The sequence below is a fragment of the Bradyrhizobium sp. CSA207 genome (assembly GCF_029051685.1).
GTDB lineage: Bacteria > Pseudomonadota > Alphaproteobacteria > Rhizobiales > Xanthobacteraceae > Bradyrhizobium.
Window position 1 is genome coordinate 60,413 of sequence record NZ_JAACFT010000011.1, and the last position, 21,522, is coordinate 81,934.

Here is a 21,522-nt window from a genome sequence, read left to right on the forward strand (position 1 = left end):
CGAGTCAGGTGCATTGAGGGGTTTTCAACTCCCGATTGACTCTGGCGAGTACGTTGCCGTGTGCGACAATTCGACTCATGTATGGCGAGGCAGCTCCAGCTTGGCGAAATCTTGGCGAGTGTGTGTCTTTCGAGTCGCACTCTCGCCGCATGCATGACGCGTCTGACTCATTCGACGTCGCGTTGCGCGTGACGAGAACTTTTCGACGCGCACGTTTCAGGCAAGCTTCGACAACTAGCGTCGTTCGACAGATCGAACCGAACGGAGCATTTTTCACATGTTGTCCGATGGCAAAGCTCGTCCCCACGAGACCGCGGATGTGCCTGCGGCGGCGAAGCAGGTTCCGCAGGCGGGCGCCGCAAAGGACAATGCGACGCGTGCGGCAAAGCCCGCTGCAAGCGCGAGACCTGCGTCGGCGTCGGCCAGCGATGAAACTCTCGCCAAGGAAGCGCTCGAGGGGCTCAAGCGCATTCGCGCCAGGGCGCGCCTCGACAAGATGGCGATACCGAAGCCTGCGCCGACTGTCATTCGTCCGGCCGTGATCGTGGCCAAGCCGCCGCCGCCGCGTCCGACATGGGTCGTGCCGCTCGCAACATTGGCGGTCGCCGCGGTGCTAGTGGTCTGCGCCTGCACCGGCGTGATCGCCTATCTTACCACGCAGCCGAGCCAGACCAGCGCCTCCGCCAATACGGAGATCAGGAACCTGCGCGAGACGGTCGCGCAGCTGCGCAAGCAGGTGTCGGGCGTGTCCGAAAACCTGGACGGCCTGCGTACCGCGGTCGATCTCTCGAGCAAGGCGACCAGCGACCGCTTCGGCCGCTTTGCCGAGAACCTGGATCGTATCGAGCGGGTGACTTCGTCCTCGACGGCGAAGCTCGACAAGCTCGCCCAGGCGCAGATCCAGGCTCCGGCGCCTGTCGCCGCGCAGGCTCAGACGTCGTCGCAGAGCATGCCGATGATGGCCTCGGTCGCAGCGCCCGAGATCACGGGCTCGGTATCTCCATCCGAGCGCACGTCGGCACCGCGCAAGGCGGTCAAGGGCTGGTCGGTCCGTCAGGCCTATGAGGGGATTGCCATCCTGCAAAGTCCGAACGGTGTGATCGAGGCCGTGCTGGGACAACAGGTCCCCGGCCTTGGCCGCATCGAGGAGATCAGGAACGAGAACGGCCGCCTCGTCGTGGAGACCAGTGGCGGCGTGGTCTATTCGCCACGCAAGGCGACGCCGTAGTCCGCGCACTTCTCTATTGGCGGTGATGCTCGAAGCTGGTGCACAGCAGCTGGACCTCGGCCTCCGCGATTGGCGCGCGAAACAGGCGGCAGGTGTATTCGGCCGCTGTCTTGCTGTCGGTGGTGGTGCGGTCCTCGCGGAGGAAGATGCAGCGCTTGCAAACGTCGGTATGATGCCGCTGTTCGGCCGCGTCCGATTGATCCAGCACGTGCCGGAGCCCGTCGCGGAAGCGGACCTTGGCGTCATTGTCGAGGACGCCGATGGCCTCGACGAGAACGTTGACGGGGTCGCGCACCAAGAACTTCTTACCCTGCTGCGTGACACTCAGCATCACCGAACGCTTGTCCTTGGCCGAGCGCGTCCGCTCCAGATATCCCAGCCGTTCGAGCTCACCGATGATGAACGAGGCGGTGCCGCGCGTGGTGCCGACGTAGCTCGCCAGCGCCGACGGCGTCCTGGAAAACCGATTGGCGCGGGACAGGAAGCGGAGCGCCATCCATTCGCGATCGCGCAAGCCGTGCTTGGTACCTTCGAACCACAGGATCCGCGCAACCTGCTCCAATAATTCAATCGATTCGCGAGCCAAATTCATTTCAAATCCACGTCGGATAAAGCTTTATTCAATTGAGCTTTTGGTAGCGCAATCTGGGAAGATGGAACTTTCGAAGGTGGAACTAGAGCGTCACAAAGAAAGTTCGAGTAAATCGCGCAGCTCAACTCTTCTGAAAATTTCACTCAAATGACCGAGGTTCGCGCACGGGATTCCGCTGATATGCGATGCCCCTGCAACATGGTGTGTCTTTGTGGCCATTGCGGCGCCTTTGTTGCGGCGGAAGGTTTGGAATTGCGCGCGCTGACGGGTTGTCGGCAACTCCGGACGGCGTCGGCAGCGGTGAGAGAACCGCCGTTTTCGGTTAACGGATGTTGCGACGCAGTGCAGCTACGCGGTTAAATCCGGCACATAACCTGCATCCAGCCAATGTCGCGTGTCGTTTGTGGGGGAGGAAAAATCGTACAGCAGCGCGCCGTCGCTGTCGTTGATCGGATCGCTGCTGTTCACCGCGTTATGCGACCTTCACCAAGGCGCTGCGGCGGAACATCTGCGGCGGCGTGTTCGTCTACGCGGTCGCGATCGCAAGCGTTCGCGGCACGGCCCGACTCGTGGTCGCGCGCAATTATCGTCCTTCACCCGCGTCCCACAGCGCATCCAGGCCCTGCCGATAGGTCGGATAGGCCAGCGTCACGCCAAGTTCGCGCTTCAGTTTCGCGTTCGAGACACGCGCGTTGCCGGCGTAGAAGCTGCGGGCCATTGCCGACATCTCGGCCGTCTCGAACGCCTCTTCAGCCGGCGGTGCAATGCCTGCAAGCTTTGCCGCATAGGCGATCACGTCCTGCGGCGGCGCGGGCTCGTCGTCGCAAACATTCCACGTGCCGCCGCCCTGATGGCGTACCGTAGCCATGATCGCGCCCGCTATGTCGTCGACATGGATGCGGTTGAAGACCTGTCCCGGCTTGATGATGCGCCGGGCCGTTCCAGCCCGCAGCGTTGCCAGCGCGTTGCGGCCGGGACCGTAGATGCCCGCAAGCCGCAGGACCGCGACATCGCCGCGCCCCGCCGCCATCCAGGCGTGCTCCGCCGCAAGCCGCATGCGCGTCCGCTCGAGGGTGGCCCGCGGTGGCGTGCTCTCGTCGACCCAGGCGCCGCCATGGTCGCCATATACGCCCAGTGTGGACAAATAGATGATCTTCCGGCGCCGGCCCGATGCCAGCACGTTTGCGAACGTCGCGATGGCGGGATCGCCCGCGCTACCGGGCGGGATCGACACCAGAAGGACGTCGGCGTCGCGGACCCGCTCGACCGTCTCGCAATCCGGACTGCTCCCGGAGAATGAGTGCGCCTCGAACCCGGCCACGCCTTGCCGTTTCGCGGGATCGCGCACCGTGCCGGCGATGTGCGAGAAGCTGCCGCCGAATCTGCGGACGAAATGCCCCGCGCTATAGCCGAAGCCGAGAATGAAGAGCCGCATGCGTCTGCCGTGCTGTTCGAAGTTCCGGTCGCGCCGCAGCGCGTCTCTGCTCATAAGAGATTTTTGGGTCCGGCAAAAGATATTGCAATTTTACTCGTCTGCCGCTGCGGGCGATGCTCGCTTGTCACTGGAGCGGCTGGAGGGAGGCGCCGGTCATGCAGGCAGAAGCACTCGCCGCAGCACTATGCGACGCCGCGGAACTGATCCGGCGTGCCAGCGCGCTGATCTTCGATGTCGACGGAACGCTGGCCGAAACCGAGGAACTGCATAGGCAGGCCTTCAACGAAGCCTTCCTGCGCCACGGCCTCGCCTGGCACTGGGATCGTGCCGTCTACAAGGATCTGCTGCTTGTGACCGGCGGCAAGGAACGCATCCGCGCCTACCACGCGAGGCAGCGGGCCGCTGCGCCATTATCGGACGTGGATATCGCAGAGCTTCACCGCATCAAGACCGCGCATTATGCCGAACTGGTCGAGACCGGCTGTTGCCCGTTGCGGCCTGGCGTGGCGGGACTGCTGGCGGCGGCGAGGTCGCGCGGCCAGCGGCTCGCGATCGCGACCACCACGTCGCGCGGCAACATCGATGCCTTGCTGTCGCGGGCGCTGGGGAAGCGCTGGGCCGCGGACTTCGAGGCCATCGTTGCCGGCGACGATGTTCGCCACAAGAAGCCGGCGCCGGACGCCTATCTCGTGATCCTGGGACGGCTGGGGCTGGAAGCTTCCAGCTGCGTCGCGATCGAGGATTCGGCCAACGGCCTGCTCGCGGCCTCGCGCGCCGATATTCCGGTCCTGATCACCCGCAGCATGTTCTTCCGGGACGATGATTTCGCCGATGCCCGGTGCGTGCTGGAGGATCTGTCGGAACTTGCGGGGTCCGGATGAGACTGCAGAACAAAAAAGTGAAAAACAACCCCATGCACAGTAGATCACGCCGGCGTGTCTGGCCGCGTCAGTGGACGCGGCGGGACGGGCTATCTTCCTCTGCCTGCTCGACAATCTGCGCAATCGGGCTCGACTGATGGTGCACCAGGCGCCAGCCGTCGCCGACGCGCTTGAAATGGTTGGCGGCGGCAAGTGCGGTGCCGTCGACGATCTCGATGCAGAGCACGCGCGCGCTCTCGCCGTCGACGATCGCCTGCGGCTCGGCGCAGACGATCTGCGGCCGCTCCGGGCTTTGCAGGATGTCGCGCCAGCTGCCGATCACGGTGGCCCGCCCGACGATGGCCGGCCAGCCGGGATGGATGCAGGAAATGGTGTCGTCGTCCGCCCACATCCGTTCCATGCCGGCAAAGTCGCCCGTCGAAAAGGCAGCGTAAAAGGCCGCGTTGGCGGCGATGACCTTGTTGTCCTTCGTCATGCCTCCCGGGTGGGGCAAGGACGCGGAAAAATCAAGCGCGACTTCCGTCGACTTTAATTGCAGTGCAGCATCGACGTTCGGGGCTGCCGTCAGTGCGAAACGTGTGTCTCCACCGCCCGCCGCGCACCGTCCGCATAGAGACGGCCGAGCGCCGTGGTGACCGCCGCGCGCAACCGCGGCTCGGCACCGAGCGGCCCGAACACCTTTTCGACGCCGAGCAGTGCAGGCGCAAGCCGCTCGGCGACGGGACCGGCCTCACGCGCCAACGCCGCGAATTCGCCGGCGAGCGGATCGCGCACGTCGATCGCGCGGCCTTGCTCGTCGGTGGCCGCGACGTAGCGCATCCAGCCGGCTACCGCGAGCGCATGGGTCTCGATTGGCAGGTCGTTGCGGAGGCGGTCCTGCATCGCGCCGAGCAAGCGCTGCGGAAGCTTTTGCGAGCCGTCCATCGCGATCTGCCAGGTCCGGTGATGCAGCGCCGGATTGGCAAAGCGCTTGAGCAGCGAGGCGCGGTAGGCGGCAAGATCAGTGCCTGACGGCATCGTCAGCGTCACCGCGGCCTCTTCCATCACTTGGGCGGCAAGCCGCGCGAAGTGCGGATCGGTCATGGTGTCGGCGATGGTCTCGTAGCCGGCGAGATAGCCGAGATAGGCGAGTGCCGAATGACTGGCGTTGAGCAGCCGCAGCTTCATCAATTCGAATGGCTTGACGTCGGTGACGAGCTCGACGCCCGTGGCGGCGAGATCAGGCCTGCCCGCGGCGAAGCGGTCCTCGACCACCCATTGCGTGAACGGCTCGGTCATCACCGGCCACGCGTCGTGCAAGCCGAGTGCGGCGGACACCTCATCGCGGTCGGCCTGTAGCGTTTCCGGCACGATGCGGTCGACCATGGTCGAGGGAAAGGTTGCCGTATCCGCAATCCACTTGCCGAGGTCCTTCGACCGCAGCGCTGCAAACTGCGTCACGATCCGCTGCACGGTGTGGCCGTTGGCGGCGAGGTTATCGCAGCAGAGCACGGTGAAGGGCGCAAGGCCTTGCGCCCGCCGGCGTGCAAGGGCGGCAACGATGAACCCGGGCGCCGAGCGCGGCGCGTCAAAATTGTTCAAATCGTGCACGACGTCCGGATGCCGCTCGTCGAGATCGCCGGTCTGCGGCATGTGGCAGTAGCCCTTCTCGGTGACGGTGAGCGAAACGATGCGGATGGCCGGATCGGCCATCCTGTCGACCAGCCGCGCCGGGTTCTCGCGCGCGACGAGGCTGCCAAGCAGCGCGCCGATCACGCGGTGCTCGGTGCCTTCGGCCGCACGCACCGCGAGCGTGTAGAGATGATCCTGCGGAGCGAGCGCGTCGCGCGTATCCGGACTGCGCAGGCTCGCGCCGACGATGCCCCAGGCGGCGGCGCCAGCGGCAAGACAATCGTCGATGACGACGGCCTGATGGGCGCGATGAAAGGCGCCGAGGCCGAGATGCACGATGCCGGGCGTGATGCGCGAACGGTCATAGGCCGGGCGGCGGATGGCCGGCGGCAGCCGGTCCAGATTGGCGCGGCCAAGGCGCATTGAATTAAGGCGCATGGTCGTCTCTCCCTTTGCTTTGCCGCTGCTTGACATGGCGCCTGTCCTCGGTCAATGCTCCGGTCAATTGGTAAGACCAATTTTCGAAAATTGGCGGGCCGCCGGGGCGCGAAGCTTCCCGGCGAGACCCTTTCGGGGAGGCCAGCGTGCCGCTGGAAGCTGTGGAGGCGAGACGGCTCTATCGCCAAATCGCCGATCAATTGCGAAGCCTGATCGACAGCGGTGAATACGCGGTCGGAAGCCGCTTGCCGACCGAACGCGAGCTCGCCGAACAGCTCAAGGTCTCGCGGCCGACGGTGCGTGAAGCGCTGATCGCGCTCGAAGTCGAAGGCCGCCTCCGTATCCGTGTCGGTTCCGGTATCTACGTGATCGAACCTGCGGGCGCCGCGCTGTCCGTGCCGTCGGCGGCCGCCGTCATCGAAGGCCCGTTCGAACTATTGCGCGCCCGGGAATTCCTCGAAAGCGCGATCGCCGAGCAGGCTGCGCGCGTCGCGAAGAAGGACGACATCGCGCGCATCGATGCCTCACTCGTTGCGATGGAGAATGTCACGCATCCCGGCGAAGCCTCGATGATCCACGACCGCGCTTTCCATGTTGCGATCGCCGGAAGCCTCGGCAACGCCGTTCTGGTGCGCGTGGTCGGCGATCTCTTCGACCAGCGCCTCAATCCCTACTTCGCGCAGCTCGCGCATTATTTCGAGAACCCGCGCACCTGGCACGCGGCGCTCGATGAGCATCGCGCGGTGCGCGATGCCATTGCGGCGCACGATCCCGGGGCCGCACGCGATGCGATGCGCAATCATCTGGCGCGCTCCCAGGAACGCTTTGCGCAGAACTTTGGAGCCGAGGTCGCGGCAGGATCGCCCACCGGGCGCAGCCGGGCGGACCGATCCACGGCAAAGCCGGCAAAACCGAAACGTGCGCCGAGCAAGCAGGCCAAGGGTGGAACTGCGCGGCGGCGATGACATTGGGCAGCCCGCATTCCCTTTGGGCGTCGGGCGAACAAGAAGCAGACTTGAAAGATGGAGGAAAAGTCAGTGTTGAAGAAAATGACGATGGTACTCGCGGTCTCGGCCGCGGCGATGGGTGCGACGACCAATGCCGGCATCGCGCAGACCAAGCTCAAATGGGCCCATGTCTATGAGACCTCGGAGCCGTTCCATACCGCCTCGGTCTGGGCGGCGCAGGAGATCGGCAAGCGCACCAACGGGCGCTATGCGATCGATGTCTATCCGGCGTCCCAGCTCGGCAAGGAGGCCGACATCAATCAGGGTCTCTCGCTCGGCTCGGTCGACATCATCATCTCCGGCTCGAGCTTTGCGGCCAAGAGCTTTCCGCCGATCGGCGTGACCTACTATCCCTACACCTTCCGCAACGCCGATCATCTGCTGGCCTATACCAAGAGCGACATCTTCAAGGAACTCGCCAAGGGCTACGAGGACAAGAGCGGCCACCACATCATCGCGGTGACCTATTACGGCGTGCGCCAGACCTCCTCGAACAAGCCGATCAAGAGCTGCGCCGACCTGAAGGGCCTGAAGATGCGGGTGCCCGATGTTCCGGCCTATCTGGCGATGCCGCGTGCCTGCGGCGCCAACACCGCGCCGATCGCCTTTGCCGAAGTCTATCTCGCGCTCCAGAACGGCACTGTCGAGGCGCAGGAGAACCCGCTGACCACGATCGAAGCCAAGAAGTTCTACGAGGTGCAGAAGCACATCGTGCTGACCGGCCATATCGTCGACCACCTCAACACGGTGGTCGCCGGTGCGCTCTGGAAGAAGCTGAGCGACGAGGACAAGAAGATCTTCACGGACGTGGCGCAGGAGGCTGCCGCCAAGGCCACCGGGGAGATCAAGCAGAACGAAGCCAAGCTGGTCGCCTTCTTCAAGGAGAAGGGACTGACCGTGACCGAGGTCGACAAGAACGAGTTCCGCGACACCGTGCTGAAGAACGTCGCGTTCGAGACCTTCGGCTATCGCAAGGCCGACTGGGAACGCATCCAGGCGGTGAAGTGACGGACGCTTGCTGCGCCATGAAACCCTCATGGTGAGGAGCGCGGAACGCGCGTCTCCGGACGATGCTTCGCATCGCCGGGCGAACCATGAAGGCCCCGGTGTCGCTCAGGTGTCGCCCGGGGCCGTCCTTCGAGATGCTTGCTTCGCAAGCTCCTCAGGATGAGGAGCGGAGCGAGTTTGACGCAGTAGAACTAAGTCGTTTGAGGAGTAACCACATGTCGAGCGCCGAATTGCACCGGCAGATCACCGCGGACGAGATCGCCCATACCTTCGAGGAGGAGGCGACGCCGAAGGTGGACCTCGGAATCTACGCTTTCGAGGACTGGCTGGCGCTCGCGATCTTCTGGGTGATGGCGTCCGCCGTCTTCCTCCAGTTCTTTACCCGCTACGTGCTCAACGACAGCTACGCCTGGACCGAGGAGATCGCGACCTATTGCCTGATCGGGGTGGTCTTCATCGGCTCGTCGATGTGCGTGCGGTTGTCGCGGCATATCCAGGTCGACCTGGTCTACCGTTATCTGCCCCATCTCGTGGCGCGCGCCTTGTCGACCGTAATCGACCTGATCCGGATCGCCTTCTTCGGCTACGCCACCAGGCTGGTCTGGGTCTACATCCAGATCATCGGCGACGAGTCGATGACCACGATCAATTTTGCCAAGAACTACGTCTACTACGCCGTGCTGCTCGGCTTTGTGCTGATGTTCGCGCGCTCCGTGCAGGTGGCGCTGCAAAACTGGCGGCAGGGCTACTCGATCCTCGAACGTCCCGGTGCCTACGACGGATCGGAAGGGTAATTTCATGCTGCTGTTGCTTGGAGGCTTTCTCATCCTGATGCTGCTTGGCGTTCCCGTGGCGATCGCCATGGCTGCGTCGTCGCTGCTCTATATCCTGGTCAGCGGCGTGACGCCCGATGTCACGCTGGCGCAGCGCATGATCGCCGGCATCGAGAGCTTTCCGCTGCTCGCCGTGCCGTTCTTCATCCTGGCCGGCAACCTCATGAATATCGCCGGCGTCACCGGCCGCATCTACAAATTCGCCGTCGCGCTGGTCGGCTGGATGCGCGGCGGTCTCGGTCACGTCAACATCATCGGCTCGGTGATCTTCTCCGGCATGTCCGGCACCGCGATCGCGGATGCCGCCGGCCTCGGCACCATCGAGATCAAGGCGATGAAGGATCACGGCTATTCCACCGAGTTCTCGGTCGGCGTCACCGCGGCCTCGGCGACGCTCGGGCCGATCATCCCGCCGTCGCTGCCCTTCGTGATCTACGGCATGATGGCGAACGTTTCGATCGGCGCGCTGTTTTTGGGCGGCGTCATTCCCGGCGTCGTCCTGACCCTGCTGATGATGGCCACCGTCACCTATTTCGCCCACAAGAACAAATGGGGCAGCGACACGCCGTTCTCCTGGCCGCAGCTCGGCTCGGCCGGGCTCGAGATCGTCGTGGTGCTGAGCTTCCCGCTCGCGATCTGGCTGATGGTGGTTGCCGGCATGTCGACCAACATGGCGGTTGTCATCGGGCTCGGCGCGCTGCTCGCGATCGACTGGTACTTCGACTTCTCCGCGGTGATGGCGCTGATGGCGCCGGTGATCCTGATCGGCGGCATGACGCTCGGCTGGTTCACGCCGACGGAGGCCGCCGTCGCCGCCGTGATCTGGTCGCTGTTCCTGGGCCTCGTGCGCTACCGCACCATGACGCTTCAGACGGTGGCCAAGGCGACCTTCGACACCATCGAGACCACGGCCTCGGTGCTGTTCATCGTCACTGCCGCCTCGATCTTCGCCTGGCTGCTGACGGTGTCGCAGGCCGCGCAGATGCTTTCGGACTGGATGCTCAGCATCACCCACAACAAATGGGTGTTCCTGGCGCTCGCCAACATCCTGATCCTGTTCGTCGGCTGCTTCATCGATACCACGGCGGCGATCACCATTTTGGTGCCGATCCTGCTGCCGATCGTGCTCAAGCTCGGCATCGATCCGGTCCATTTCGGCCTGATCATGACGCTGAACCTGATGATCGGGCTGCTGCACCCGCCGCTCGGCATGGTGCTGTTCGTGCTGGCGCGTGTGGCAAAGCTCTCGGTCGAGCGAACGACGGTCGCGATTCTGCCCTGGCTGGTGCCGCTGATGCTCGCGCTGATCGCGATCACCTACATTCCCGAATTGACCCTCTGGCTGCCTAAATACATGGGACTCTCCAAATGACATCCACAGCTCTCGCTGCAACCCTGTTCGGCCCCGAAGACCTGCGCATGGTCGAGCATCCGCTCGACGAGCTTGCATCCGGCATGGTGCGCGTCCGATTCGGCGCCGGCGGCATCTGCGGCTCGGACATGCACTATTTCCGTCATGCCCGGACCGGCGATTTCGTCGTGAAGTCGCCGCTGGTACTCGGCCACGAGATCTCCGGCGAGGTCGTGGAGATCTCTGGATCCGCGTCGAACCTGAAGGTCGGTGACCGCGTCGCCGTCAACCCGTCGCGCTGGTGCGGCCATTGCGTCGCCTGCCGCGAGGGCCGGCCGAATCTCTGCGAGAACATCTACTTCATGGGCTCGGCCTCGAAGACGCCGCACATGCAGGGCGGCTTCGCCAACTATTTCGATGCGATCCCCGCGCAATGCGTGAAGATCCCTGATCACGTCTCCTATCAGGCCGCGGCGCTCGCCGAGCCGCTCGCGGTCTGCCTGCACGCGGTCGCGCGCGCCGGCAACATCGAGGGCAAGCGCGGCATCATCTTCGGTGCCGGCCCGATCGGGCTGCTGACCATGCTCGCCGCGCGCCGCGCCGGCATGGCCGACATCACGGTCGCCGACATCGCGCCGGCCCCGCTTGCGTTCGCGAGCCGGCTCGGTGCGGAACATGTCGAGAATGTCTCGGGCGGGGAGGAAGGGCTGAAGGCGCAGGCTGCGTCGCGCCCCTACGATGTCGCGTTCGAGGTCTCGGGCACGGCCGCGGGCCTTGCCAGTGCTATTGGTATCGTCAGGCGCGGCGGCACGGTGGTGCAGATCGGCAATCTGCCGGGCGGGCAGATTCCCGTGCCGGCCAATGCGGTGATGGCCAAGGAGATCGACCTGCGCGGCTCGTTCCGTTTCGGCTTCGAGTTCATGACGGCGGTGGAGCTGATTGCCGACGGCAGCGTCGATGTGTTGTCGCTGGTCACCGCCGAGCGGCCGCTGTCGACTGCGCCGGACGCGCTGCGGCTGGCGCTCGACCGCTCGCAGAGCGTCAAGGTCGTGCTGACTGCAAACTGATCCGGGAGATTCTTGATGATGTTGCAGGGATGGCGCTGGTACGGGCCCGATGATCCCGTATCGCTCGACGATGTCAGGCAGGCCGGCGCGACGGACATCGTCTCGGCGCTGCACCAGGTGCCGATCGGCGAGGCCTGGACGCGCAAGGCGGTCGAGGAGCGCAAGAATTTCATCGAGCACGGCCAGCCTGGCCGCTCGCCCTTGAGCTGGTCGGTCGTGGAGTCGATCCCGATCCCAGACGACGTCAAGCGGCTCGGCGGCAAGGCGACGCGCTCGATCGAAACCTGGATCGCGAGCCTCGAGGCCGTGGCCGCCGCAGGCATCAAGATCATCTGCTACAACTTCATGCCGGTGGTCGACTGGTGCCGCACCGATCTGGAATGGGAGCTGCCGAACGGCGCCCGCGCCATGCGCTTCGACCAGGACCGCTTTGCCGCGTTCGAGTTGCACATCCTGAAGCGCCCCGCCGCAGCTCAGGAGTATTCGCCGGAGCAGCAGGCGCGCGCGACAAAGCTCTTCGAGAAGATGAGCCAGGCTGACATTGACTATCTCGTCATGGTCATCGCTAGCGCGCTACCGGGCTCGACCACCGAGCCGATGACGATCCCGCAATTTCGCGACCGGCTCGAGCAATACCGCGACATCACGCCAGACATCCTGCGCCTGCATCTGGCCGAGTTCCTTGAGCGCGTCGCGCCGGTGGCCGAGCAGCTCGGCGTCTCACTGACGCTGCACCCGGACGATCCGCCGCGCCCCCTATTCGGGCTGCCGCGCGTCGCCTCCACCGCCGACGACTACCAGGCGCTGTTCGATGCCGTGCCGTCGAAGGCCAACGGCATCTGCCTGTGCACGGGCTCCCTCGGTGTCCGCGCCGGCAACAACCTGCCCGAGATGGCCGAACGCTTCGGCCCGCGCATCGCGTTTGCGCATTTGCGCGCGACCAAGCGCGAGGCGGACGGCCTGTCGTTCTACGAATCCGATCATCTCGACGGCGACGTCGACATGACCGCGGTGCTCAAAGCGCTGCTGAAGGAGAACGCGCGGCGTTCGCCGGACCGGCAGATCGTGTTCCGGCCCGATCACGGCCACCGCATGCTCGACGATCTCGCCGCGACCAAGCGCACCAATCCCGGCTACACCGCGATCGGCCGCCTGCGCGGCCTCGCCGAGCTCCGCGGCGCCATCCGAGCGATCGAGCATGGATAGCCGGCTACTTGTCTCGCAAGGGGATGGCCGCACACACCGCTGTCATGCCCCGGCTTGACCGGGGCATCCAGTACGCTGTGGCGTCTCGGTTCGAATCACAACCGCCTCTGGAATACTGGATCGCCCGGTCGGAGCCGGGCGATGACAGCGAGTACGTGGTGACCATGGTGCCCCTCGGGCAAAACAGCAAAGCGCCGAGCCTCGGTAAGATACGCCGCGAGAATGCAGAGCCGCCTCTGCTGTCATGCCCGTAGGCCGTTTCAGCCTTGCACCGCCTGACGGTCTATTCTACGCCACCTCAGGATAAAAGTTGCGCGAGGCGGTGATGCGCATCGCCAAAGCCTGCAGGGAGCTATCATGACCATTCGCAACACCCGCACCGGGGGCCAGATCCTGATCGACCAGCTGGTCGCCCAGGGCGTCGAGCGCGTCACCTGCGTGCCGGGCGAGAGCTATCTTGCGGCGCTCGACGCGCTGCATGACAGCCCGATCGACGTCATGATCTGCCGCGCCGAGGGCGGCGCCGCGATGATGGCGGAGGCCTATGGCAAGCTCACGGGCAGGCCCGGAATCTGCTTCGTCACCCGCGGCCCGGGCGCGACGAATGCCAGCCACGGCGTCCACATCGCCATGCAGGATTCGACGCCGATGATCCTGTTCGTCGGCCAGGTCGATACCGGCATGCGCGAGCGCGAGGCGTTCCAGGAGCTCGACTACAAGGCGGTGTTCGGCACCATGGCGAAATGGGCGGTCGAGATCGACCGTCCCGATCGCATACCGGAGCTGGTCGCGCGCGCCTTCCGCGTTGCGATGCAGGGCCGTCCGGGCCCCGTGGTGATCTCGCTGCCGGAGAACATGCTGACGGAAACCGCAGCTGTCGCCGATGCCATGCGGATCGAGCCGGCGGTGAGCTGGCCGGCGCCCGCCGACATCGAACGCGTCCGCGCCATGCTCGCGAGCGCGAAGGCGCCGCTGGTCATCCTCGGCGGCTCGCGCTGGACGGATGAAGCGACCAGAAGCATCGCGCGTTTCGCCGAGCGGTTCGACCTGCCGGTCGCGACCTCGTTCCGGCGGGCATCGCTGATCGACGCCGATCATTCGCATTATGCCGGCGATCTCGGCATCGGGCCGAGCCCGGGGCTGAAGGCCCGCATCGAGGGCGCCGACGTCGTTCTTCTCATCGGCGGCCGCATGTCGGAAATGCCGTCGTCATCCTACACGCTGCTGGACATTCCCACCCCGCAACAGCAGCTGATCCACGTCCACCCCGGCTCCGAAGAGCTCGGCCGCGTCTACCAGCCGGCGCTGGCGATCCAGGCGACGCCGGCCGCGTTCGCCGCCGCAGTCGAGACGCTGAGGCCTTCGGCCGCGCCGGCCTGGAAGGGCGAGGCGGCGAAAGCGCATGCCGATTATCTCGCCTGGACGGAGAAAGCGCGCGAACTGCCGGGCGCGTTCCAGTATGGTCAGGTCATGACCTGGCTGCGCGACCGCCTGCCCAAGGACGCGATCGTCTGCAACGGCGCCGGCAACTATGCCGGCTGGATCCATCGCCATCACCGCTTCCACAGCTTTGCCGCCCAGCTCGCGCCGACCTCGGGCTCGATGGGTTATGGCGTGCCGGCCGCGGTGCTCGCCAAGCGGCAATATCCGGATCGGACCGTCGTCGCCTTCGCCGGCGATGGCTGCTTCCTGATGAACGGCCAGGAGTTCGCGACCGCCGTGCAGTACGACGCGCCGCTCGTCGTCATCGTCGTCGACAATTCGCAATACGGCACCATCCGCATGCACCAGGAGCGCGACTATCCCGGCCGCGTGGTCGGCACCCAGCTCAAGAACCCGGATTTTGCGATGTACGCAAAAGCGTTCGGCGGCCATGGCGAGCGTGTCGAGCGCACCGAAGAATTTGCGCCGGCGTTCGAGCGCGCGCTCGCCTCGGGCAAGCCGTCGATCCTGCATTGCATCATCGATCCGCGCGCGATGTCGGTCAGCAAGGATTTCGCGCCCGCGGTGAAGGCGTAAGCGATGTCGCAAAGCCGCCACGTCGCCATCATCGGTGCCGGCGCGGTCGGCGTGATCAGCGCCATCGAGGCGCTGCGCGAGGGCCATCGCGTCACGCTGATCGATCCGGGCGATCCTGGTGGCGAACAGGCGGCGAGCTATGGCAATGCCGGTTGGCTCTCCTCGCATTCGGTGATTCCCCCGGCAGAGCCTGGCGTCTGGAAGAAGGTGCCGTTCTATCTGATGGACCCGCTCGGGCCGCTGGCGATCCGCTGGTCCTACTTGCCGAAGGCCTTGCCCTGGCTGATCAGATATCTGCTCTCGGGCTGGACCGAGGCGCGCGTCGAGAAGACCGCGTTTGCGCTGCGCGACCTCTTGAAGGACGCGCCGCTCCTGCACAGGAAGCTTGCGGAGGAGGCCGGTGTTCCAGAATTGATCGAGCGCAACGGCGTGATGCACGTGTTCCCATCGCGGGGCAATTTCGACGGTGATCTCGGCTGGCGCCTGCGCAAGCGCGTCGGCGTCAAGTGGCTCGAGCTTGATGCCAACGAAATGCGTCAGCGCGAGCCGGATTTGCACCCGCGCTATACCTTTGGCGTGGTGGTGGAGGAAGCCGGACGCTGCCGCGATCCCGGTGCTTACGTTGCGGCCCTTGCCAATCATGCGCTTGCGAGCGGCGTGAATCTCGTCCGCGCCAAGGCAACGGGCCTCAAGCTCAACGGCAACAAGCTCGTGGCTGTTCTCACCGAAACCGGCGAGGTTCCTTGCGATGCTGCGGTTATCGCCGCGGGCGCCCGATCGAAGCAGCTCACCGCATCCGTCGGCGATCCGCTGCCGCTCGAGACCGAGCGCGGCTACCACGTCATGATCGAAAATCCCGAGTCCGGTCCACGCGGCTCGATGATGGCGTCCGATGCCAAGATGGTTGTGAACTGGACCGACAAGGGCCTGCGCGCTGCCGGCACCGTCGAGATCGCCGGCCTCGAGGTCGAACCGAACTGGAAGCGCGCCGAGATTTTGCGCGATCATCTGCTCAGCATGTTCCCGAAACTGCCGAAGGATATTCCGGCCTCGCGCATCAAGACCTGGTTCGGTCATCGCCCGAGCATGCCCGACGGCCGCCCCTGCATCGGCTATGCGCGGGCCTCGCGCGATATCGTCTATGCCTTCGGCCACGGCCATATCGGCCTGGTCGGCTCAGCCCGCACCGGCCGCCTCGTCGCGCAGCTTCTGAGCGGCAAGACGCCTGAGATTCCGCTGGCGCCGTTCGCGCCCGACCGTTTCCTCTGAGGCCGCAGCATGACCACTCCAGCCAATTCATCTTCCCGCATCGCCCGTGGCGGCAAGGCCATCTATGGGGCGCCGCTCGGCATCTTGATGCTTGAAGCGCGCTTCCCTCGCATTCCCGGCGACATGGGCAACGGCACGACCTGGCCGTTTCCAGTGCTCTATCGCGTGGTAAGCGGGGCAACGCCGGAGAAGGTGGTGCTGAAGGGCGCGGCCGGCCTGCTGCCGGATTTCATCGATGCGGCAAAGGACCTGGTGCGGCTAGGGGCCGAGGCGATCACCACCAATTGCGGCTTCCTCTCGCTGTTCCAGAGGGAGATCGGGGCCGCCGTCGGCGTTCCCGTTGCGACCTCGTCGCTGATGCAGGTGCCCTGGGTGCAGGCGACCTTGCCGCCGGGCAAGCGCGTCGGCCTCGTCACGGTGTCGGGCTCGACCTTGACGCCGGCCCATCTCGAAGGTGCCGGCGTGCCGATGGACACGCCGCTGGTCGGCACCGAGAACGGCAAGGAGTTTTTCCGTGTCCTGATCAAGGCGGAGAAGGACGATATGGACATCGCGCAAGCCGAGCGCGACGTGGTCGAGGCCGGCAAGGAGCTCGTCGCCAGGCATCCGGACGTCGGCGCCATCGTGCTCGAATGCACCAACATGCCGCCTTATGCGGCGGCATTACAGGCCGAAGTCGGGCTGCCCGTGTATGACATCTATTCCATGATCACCTGGTTTCATGCTGGACTGCGCCCGCGCGTGTTTGGCTGATCGCAACAATCGAAGCGATGTGAGCAATTGGAGGCAGACATGAAACTATCCGGCAAGGTCGCCGCCATCACGGGCGCGGCGCGCGGCATCGGCAAGGCCTGCGCGAAGAGATTCTTGGACGACGGCGTCAAGGTCGTCATCTCGGATGTCGATACCGATGGCCTGGCCGCGACGGCGGCCGAGCTCGGCCGGCCGGATGCCCTGCGCGCGGTCCCCGGCAATGTCGCCAAGCGGGTGGACGTGGATCAGATCGTTGCGACGGCCGCAAAGGAGTTCGGCCGGCTCGACATCATGGTCAACAATGCCGGCGTCGCCCGCAACCAGGACATCCTGGATATCTCCGAGCAGGATTTCGACGACGTCATCGCCATCAACTTGAAAGGCGCTTTGTTCGGCGTGCAGGCGGCGGCCAGGCAGATGATCGCGCAAGGCGGCGGCGGGGTCATCATCAACATGTCCTCGGTCAATGCGCTGCTCGCGATCCCGACGCTTGCGACTTACGCCATCTCAAAAGGCGGCATGAAGCAGCTCACGAGCGTCGCCGCGGTGGCGCTGGCCCCGCACAACATCCGCGTCGTCGCGGTCGGGCCCGGAACGATTTTGACCGACATGGTGGCGTCAGCGATCTTCAATTCCGAGGATGCCCGGCGCGGCGTGATGTCGCGAACGCCGATCGGCCGCGGCGGCGAGCCGAGCGAGGTCGCCTCCGTCGTTGCATTCCTCGCCAGCGACGATGCGTCCTACATCACGGGCCAGACGATCTATCCGGATGGCGGGCGGCTGATCCTGAACTACACGGTGCCGGTGAAGGAGAAGTAGCTGCCACACTCTCGCTGTCATCGCCCGGCCTCGACCGGGCGATCCAGTATTCCGTGACGTCTGCGACTAAACCGAGAGGCTGCGGCGTACTGGATGCCCCGCCTTCGCGGGGCATGACAGCGTTGATTGTGGCAAGCAGCGCAACCTCACTCCGCCGCAACCGTCATCCCGTGACCCAGCCGCTTCGAGATGCTGCCGGCGCAGTCGCGCAAGGCGTGGGCGATCGGGCTGTCCCAGCGCGCATCGAACGTGCCTTCCGGCCCCATCGCGGTGATGACCAGGGCGACATGGCCGGCATGGTCGAACACGGGCGCGGAGAACGCGTTGACGCCGGGCAGGGGATCGCCGAGTGCGCGCGCAAGGCCGTGCTTGCGCACCTCGGCGAGCATGTCGGCGAGCTTCGCACCCTTGATCGGTCGCTTCGGATTGTAACCGACGCCGTGGCGATCGAGGCCGCTTTCCAGCGCCGCATTGATGGTCTTTTCCGGAAGGAAGGCGGCAAAGGCGCGGCCGGTCGCGGTCTCCAATAGCGCCATGACCGAGCCGGCGCGCATCACGATGTGAACGGGCTGGGCGGGCTCTTCCAGCTGCACGACGGTCGGTCCGTGCGTGCCCCAGACCGCGAGCGAGACCGCATGCCCGATTTGACTTGCGAGCGCCGCGATCTTCGGTCCCGCGATGCGCACGCCGGAGAGGCGGCGCAGGCTGATCAGGCCGAGCTCCAGCGCCAGCGCCCCGATTTCGTAGCGGCCGGTGATCTCGTCCTGCTCGATCAGCCCGATACGCGAGAAGCTCGCAAGATAAGGATGCGCCTTGGCGGGCGCCATGCCGGCCTCGCGGGCGAGATCGCGCAGCATCATCGGCTCGCCGCACCTCGCGAGCGCGCGGAGCAGCTCGCCGCCGACCTCGATCGACTGGATGCCGCGGCTTTCTCTCTTCATGGGCCTCCTGGCGTACGTGTTACGCCGCGTCGCGCTTGGCGGCGCTGTCGGCGAGGTGACGGCCGGCAATGTAGCCGAAGGTCAGCGCCGGCCCAAGCGTGATGCCGGCACCGGGATAGTTGCCGCCCATGATGCTGGCCATGTCGTTGCCGGCCGCATAAAGCCCGGGAATGACCCGGCCCTCCGCATCGAGCGCCCGCGCGTTCTCGTCGATGACGATGCCGGCATAGGTGCCGAGATCGCCGACCACCATCTTGATGGCGTAGAACGGGCCGTTCTCCAGCGGCGCGACGCAAGGGTTCGGGCCGTGCAGCGCATCGCCCTGGTAGCGGTTATAGGCTTTCGAGCCCTTGCCGAAGGCGGCATCAAAGCCTTGCGGTGCCGTGGCGTTGAATTGCGCCACTGTCGCGACGAACGTTTTGGCGTCGATGCCGGCCTTTGCAGCAAGCGCCTCCAGCGTATCGCCGCGCATGAGATAGCCGGTGCGTAAGTGATGGCCGAGCGGCATCGGGAAGGGCGGCACGCAGCCGAGGCCATATTTCCGCAGCGTCTTGTGGTCACAGACGAGGAAAGCCGCGATCTCATCGCCGGGCTTGGCGGCCTTGACCATGGCTTGGACGAAATCGTGGTAGGAATTGCCTTCATTGGCGAAACGCTTGCCGTCGCGCATCACCGCGATCACGCCGGGCTTGGCGCGGTCGATGAAATGCGGCATGACGCCCTTCGAGCCGTCCTTGCGCGTGGTCAGCGACACCGGCACCCAGGCCGCCGCATTCGGCAGGCGGTCCTCAATATGGCCGCCGGCACTTTCCGCAAGGCGCAGGCCGTCGCCGGTGTTACCGGTCGGTCCTGGCGAATAGTGCTCGTTGCCGGTCGGCGCATGCGGGAACATCTTCTTGCGCCGTTCCACGTCATGCGGGAAACCGCCGCAGGCCAGCACGACACCGTGGCGGGCACGAACGCGCACGTCGCGTCCCTCACGGGTGACGATCGCGCCGGTCACGGCGCCGTTTTCGACCGTCAGCTCGCGCACGGGCGAGGACAGCCACATCGGAATCTTCAGATCGAGTGCTGATTTCGCCAGCCGCCCCGCCAGCGCATTGCCGTTGGTCAGCGTCATGCCGCGGCCATAGCGCAGCACGTCCATCAGATGTCGCGACAGTCGTTTCGCGACGTAGACCGCCGAACTCACCGACTTCGTTACGCGCATGAAATGGATGATCTCCTTGCCGGAGCCTAACATCATGCCGAAGACGGTGAGCTCGGGCAGCGGCATGCCGAGCGTCTTGATGAGGTCGCCGAGCTCGCGGCCGTCGAAGGGACGCGTCACCATGGAGCGGCCACCCTGGGCGCCGCCGGGTGCTTCGGCGTGATAGTCCGGAAACACCAGCGGCATGTCGAATCGCAGCGCCGTCTTAGTGGTGAAAAAATCGACCGCCTCGGGGCCGGCGCTCAAGAACGCATCGACGCGTGCGGCATCGAAATTGTTGCCGGCCTCATGCCGCAAATAGATGCGCGCCTGCTCCGGCGTCTCCTCGATGCCGTAGGCCCGCGCCAGCGAGGTGCCGGGGATCCAGAGCCAGCCGCCGGAGCGGGCAGTGGTGCCGCCGAAGCGCGGCTCCTTCTCAACGATCAGCACATCGAGCCCGCGATAGCGCGCGGTGATCGCGGCCGACATGCCGGAGGCGCCCGATCCGGCCACGAGCACATCGCACTCGTAAGTTTCGCCTGCGTTGCGCTCGTTGCCGGTCATGCGGGCCTCACTTCTTCAGCAGCGGACATTTGGACTCGGAGGCCGGGCGGAAGGCATCCTCGCCCTTCACGGTCTTGATGATCTCCAGATAGTCCCAGGGTTCCTTGGACTGCGCCGGGGATTTCACCTTGGCGAGATACATATCGCGGATGACGCGGCCGTCCTCCCGCAACTTGCCGCCATGGACGAACATATCCTCGATCGGCAGCTCGCGCATCTTGGCCATCACCTTGGCCGGATCGTCGGTGCCGGCGGCCTTGATGCCCTTGAGATAGTGCAGCACCGACCCGTAGACGCCGGTCTGGATCATGGTGGGCATCACCTTGGTGCGCTCGTAGAACTTCTTCGACCAGGCGCGGGTCGCCTCGTCCATGTTCCAGTACGACGCCGTGGTCATATAGGTGCCTTGCGCGGCCTTGAGCCCGATCGCGTGCACGTCGGTGTCGAACATCAGAAGGCCGACGAGCTTCTGGCCGCCCTGCACCAGGCCGAACTCGCCGGACTGCTTGATGGCGTTATCGGTGTCCTGGCCGGCATTGGCGAAGGCGACGACGTCGGCCTTCGAGCTCTGTGCCTGCAGCGCAAAAGAAGAAAAGTCGGCGGTGTTGGTCGGATGCTTCACGCCGCCCAGCACCTTGCCGCCCATCTCGTTGATGAAGCGGGTTGCGTCCTTCTCGAGCTGCTGGCCGAAGGCGTAATCGGCGGTGATGAAGTACCAGGACTTTCCGCCTTCCTTGATCACGGCCGACGCCGTCACCTTCGACAGCGCGTAGGTATCGTAGGTGAAGTGCACCGTGTTGGGGCTGCACAGCTCGTCGGTCAGCGAGCTCGCGCCAGGGCCCGACAGCAGCGCGATCTTGCCCCGCTCGCGCACCATGTTGTGGACGGCGATCGCGATGCCGGAGTTGGGAATGTCGACGACCGCGTCGACCTTGCCGTTGTCGAACCAGCCGCGCACGATCTGTACGCCGACGTCGGTCTTCATCTGGTGGTCGGCGCTGATGATCTCGATCGGCTTGCCGAGCACCGTCGGCCCGAATTCCTCGACCGCCATCTTCGCCGCTTCGACCGACCCCGGCCCGCTGTTGTCGCGACCCCAGCTCGACAAATCCGTCAGCACGCCGATCCGCACCGCATCGTCGGAAACTTGCGCGGTGGCAGCCGAAGTCGTGGCAGCCGAAGTCATGGCCGCGAGCATCGCGCAGGCCAAAAGCCCTCTCATCGTTGTTTCCTCTCTTTTATGTCCCGCATTTCGCGGTTGGTTATTGAGTTGGCGGTAAGTTAGATATTAGCGAATAGATTTGTCAATAG

At 65.1% G+C, this 21,522-nt stretch carries 19 protein-coding genes; 12 read left to right on the forward strand and 7 right to left on the reverse strand.

Features of this window, described 5'->3' with window-relative positions; all coding sequences use genetic code 11:
- Positions 1–277: 277 nt before the first annotated feature.
- On the forward strand, positions 278–1,228 hold the full coding sequence (locus tag GWG65_RS14320; RefSeq protein ID WP_275196207.1) for a hypothetical protein: 951 nt from the start codon (positions 278–280) through the stop codon (positions 1,226–1,228).
- Positions 1,229–1,241: 13 nt separating this feature from the next.
- On the opposite strand, the gene GWG65_RS14325 is transcribed toward GWG65_RS14320, so the two are convergent.
- Both GWG65_RS14325 and GWG65_RS14330 read right to left on the reverse strand, forming a co-directional pair.
- A complete protein-coding gene (locus GWG65_RS14325; RefSeq protein ID WP_275196208.1) occupies positions 1,242–1,820 on the reverse strand; it encodes a MarR family transcriptional regulator in 579 nt (192 codons plus the stop codon).
- A gap of 583 nt (positions 1,821–2,403) precedes the next feature.
- Positions 2,404–3,255, reverse strand: coding sequence for an SDR family oxidoreductase (locus tag GWG65_RS14330; RefSeq protein ID WP_275196209.1), 852 nt, complete (start codon positions 3,253–3,255; stop codon positions 2,404–2,406).
- A 155-nt stretch (positions 3,256–3,410) separates the two neighbouring features.
- On the opposite strand from GWG65_RS14330, the gene GWG65_RS14335 reads away from it, so the two are divergent.
- Positions 3,411–4,136 (forward strand): HAD family hydrolase, encoded by a 726-nt coding sequence (locus GWG65_RS14335; protein WP_275196210.1) that lies wholly within the window; start codon positions 3,411–3,413, stop codon positions 4,134–4,136.
- A 67-nt stretch (positions 4,137–4,203) separates the two neighbouring features.
- Here the strand turns inward: GWG65_RS14335 and GWG65_RS14340 are convergent, their stop codons facing one another.
- Positions 4,204–4,611 carry a nuclear transport factor 2 family protein gene (locus GWG65_RS14340; RefSeq protein ID WP_275196211.1) on the reverse strand — a complete coding sequence of 136 codons (408 nt, stop codon included), beginning with the start codon at positions 4,609–4,611 and terminating at the stop codon, positions 4,204–4,206.
- 89 nt (positions 4,612–4,700) lie between these two features.
- On the reverse strand, positions 4,701–6,185 hold the full coding sequence (locus GWG65_RS14345; protein WP_275196212.1) for a mannitol dehydrogenase family protein: 1,485 nt from the start codon (positions 6,183–6,185) through the stop codon (positions 4,701–4,703).
- Between the two features lie 146 nt (positions 6,186–6,331).
- Here GWG65_RS14345 and GWG65_RS14350 point away from each other — a divergent pair, with 146 nt between their 5' ends.
- From GWG65_RS14350 to GWG65_RS14395, 10 genes are all read left to right on the forward strand, one after another.
- A complete protein-coding gene (locus tag GWG65_RS14350; RefSeq protein ID WP_275196213.1) occupies positions 6,332–7,150 on the forward strand; it encodes a FadR/GntR family transcriptional regulator in 819 nt (272 codons plus the stop codon).
- 90 nt (positions 7,151–7,240) lie between these two features.
- Entirely contained in the window at positions 7,241–8,200 is a 960-nt protein-coding gene (locus GWG65_RS14355; protein ID WP_275196335.1) for a sialic acid TRAP transporter substrate-binding protein SiaP, read from the forward strand.
- 215 nt (positions 8,201–8,415) lie between these two features.
- Positions 8,416–8,994 (forward strand): TRAP transporter small permease, encoded by a 579-nt coding sequence (locus GWG65_RS14360; RefSeq protein WP_275196214.1) that lies wholly within the window; start codon positions 8,416–8,418, stop codon positions 8,992–8,994.
- A gap of 4 nt (positions 8,995–8,998) precedes the next feature.
- On the forward strand, positions 8,999–10,405 hold the full coding sequence (locus tag GWG65_RS14365) for a TRAP transporter large permease (RefSeq protein WP_275196215.1): 1,407 nt from the start codon (positions 8,999–9,001) through the stop codon (positions 10,403–10,405).
- Positions 10,402–11,451 carry an L-idonate 5-dehydrogenase gene (locus tag GWG65_RS14370; RefSeq protein ID WP_275196216.1) on the forward strand — a complete coding sequence of 350 codons (1,050 nt, stop codon included), beginning with the start codon at positions 10,402–10,404 and terminating at the stop codon, positions 11,449–11,451. The genes GWG65_RS14365 and GWG65_RS14370 overlap by 4 nt, the downstream gene beginning before the upstream one ends.
- An 18-nt stretch (positions 11,452–11,469) precedes the next feature.
- Positions 11,470–12,657 (forward strand): mannonate dehydratase, encoded by a 1,188-nt coding sequence (gene uxuA, locus GWG65_RS14375; protein ID WP_275196336.1) that lies wholly within the window; start codon positions 11,470–11,472, stop codon positions 12,655–12,657.
- Positions 12,658–13,014: 357 nt separating this feature from the next.
- The gene (locus tag GWG65_RS14380) at positions 13,015–14,676 is read left to right on the forward strand and encodes a thiamine pyrophosphate-binding protein (protein WP_275196217.1); all 1,662 of its coding nucleotides are present in this window, start codon (positions 13,015–13,017) and stop codon (positions 14,674–14,676) included.
- 3 nt (positions 14,677–14,679) lie between these two features.
- Positions 14,680–15,945 (forward strand): FAD-binding oxidoreductase, encoded by a 1,266-nt coding sequence (locus tag GWG65_RS14385; RefSeq protein WP_275196218.1) that lies wholly within the window; start codon positions 14,680–14,682, stop codon positions 15,943–15,945.
- A 9-nt stretch (positions 15,946–15,954) separates the two neighbouring features.
- Positions 15,955–16,698, forward strand: a complete 744-nt coding sequence (locus GWG65_RS14390) for an aspartate/glutamate racemase family protein (RefSeq protein ID WP_275196219.1) — start codon at positions 15,955–15,957, stop codon at positions 16,696–16,698.
- A gap of 39 nt (positions 16,699–16,737) precedes the next feature.
- Positions 16,738–17,517 (forward strand): SDR family oxidoreductase, encoded by a 780-nt coding sequence (locus tag GWG65_RS14395; RefSeq protein WP_275196220.1) that lies wholly within the window; start codon positions 16,738–16,740, stop codon positions 17,515–17,517.
- A 146-nt stretch (positions 17,518–17,663) separates the two neighbouring features.
- On the opposite strand, the gene GWG65_RS14400 is transcribed toward GWG65_RS14395, so the two are convergent.
- From GWG65_RS14400 to GWG65_RS14410, 3 genes are read right to left on the reverse strand one after another with little or no spacing between them, the layout of a single operon-like run.
- Positions 17,664–18,458 (reverse strand): IclR family transcriptional regulator, encoded by a 795-nt coding sequence (locus GWG65_RS14400; protein ID WP_275196221.1) that lies wholly within the window; start codon positions 18,456–18,458, stop codon positions 17,664–17,666.
- A gap of 19 nt (positions 18,459–18,477) precedes the next feature.
- Positions 18,478–20,211, reverse strand: coding sequence for an FAD-dependent oxidoreductase (locus tag GWG65_RS14405; RefSeq protein WP_275196222.1), 1,734 nt, complete (start codon positions 20,209–20,211; stop codon positions 18,478–18,480).
- A gap of 7 nt (positions 20,212–20,218) precedes the next feature.
- The gene (locus GWG65_RS14410) at positions 20,219–21,433 is read right to left on the reverse strand and encodes an ABC transporter substrate-binding protein (protein WP_275196223.1); all 1,215 of its coding nucleotides are present in this window, start codon (positions 21,431–21,433) and stop codon (positions 20,219–20,221) included.
- Between the last annotated feature and the right edge of the window lie 89 nt (positions 21,434–21,522).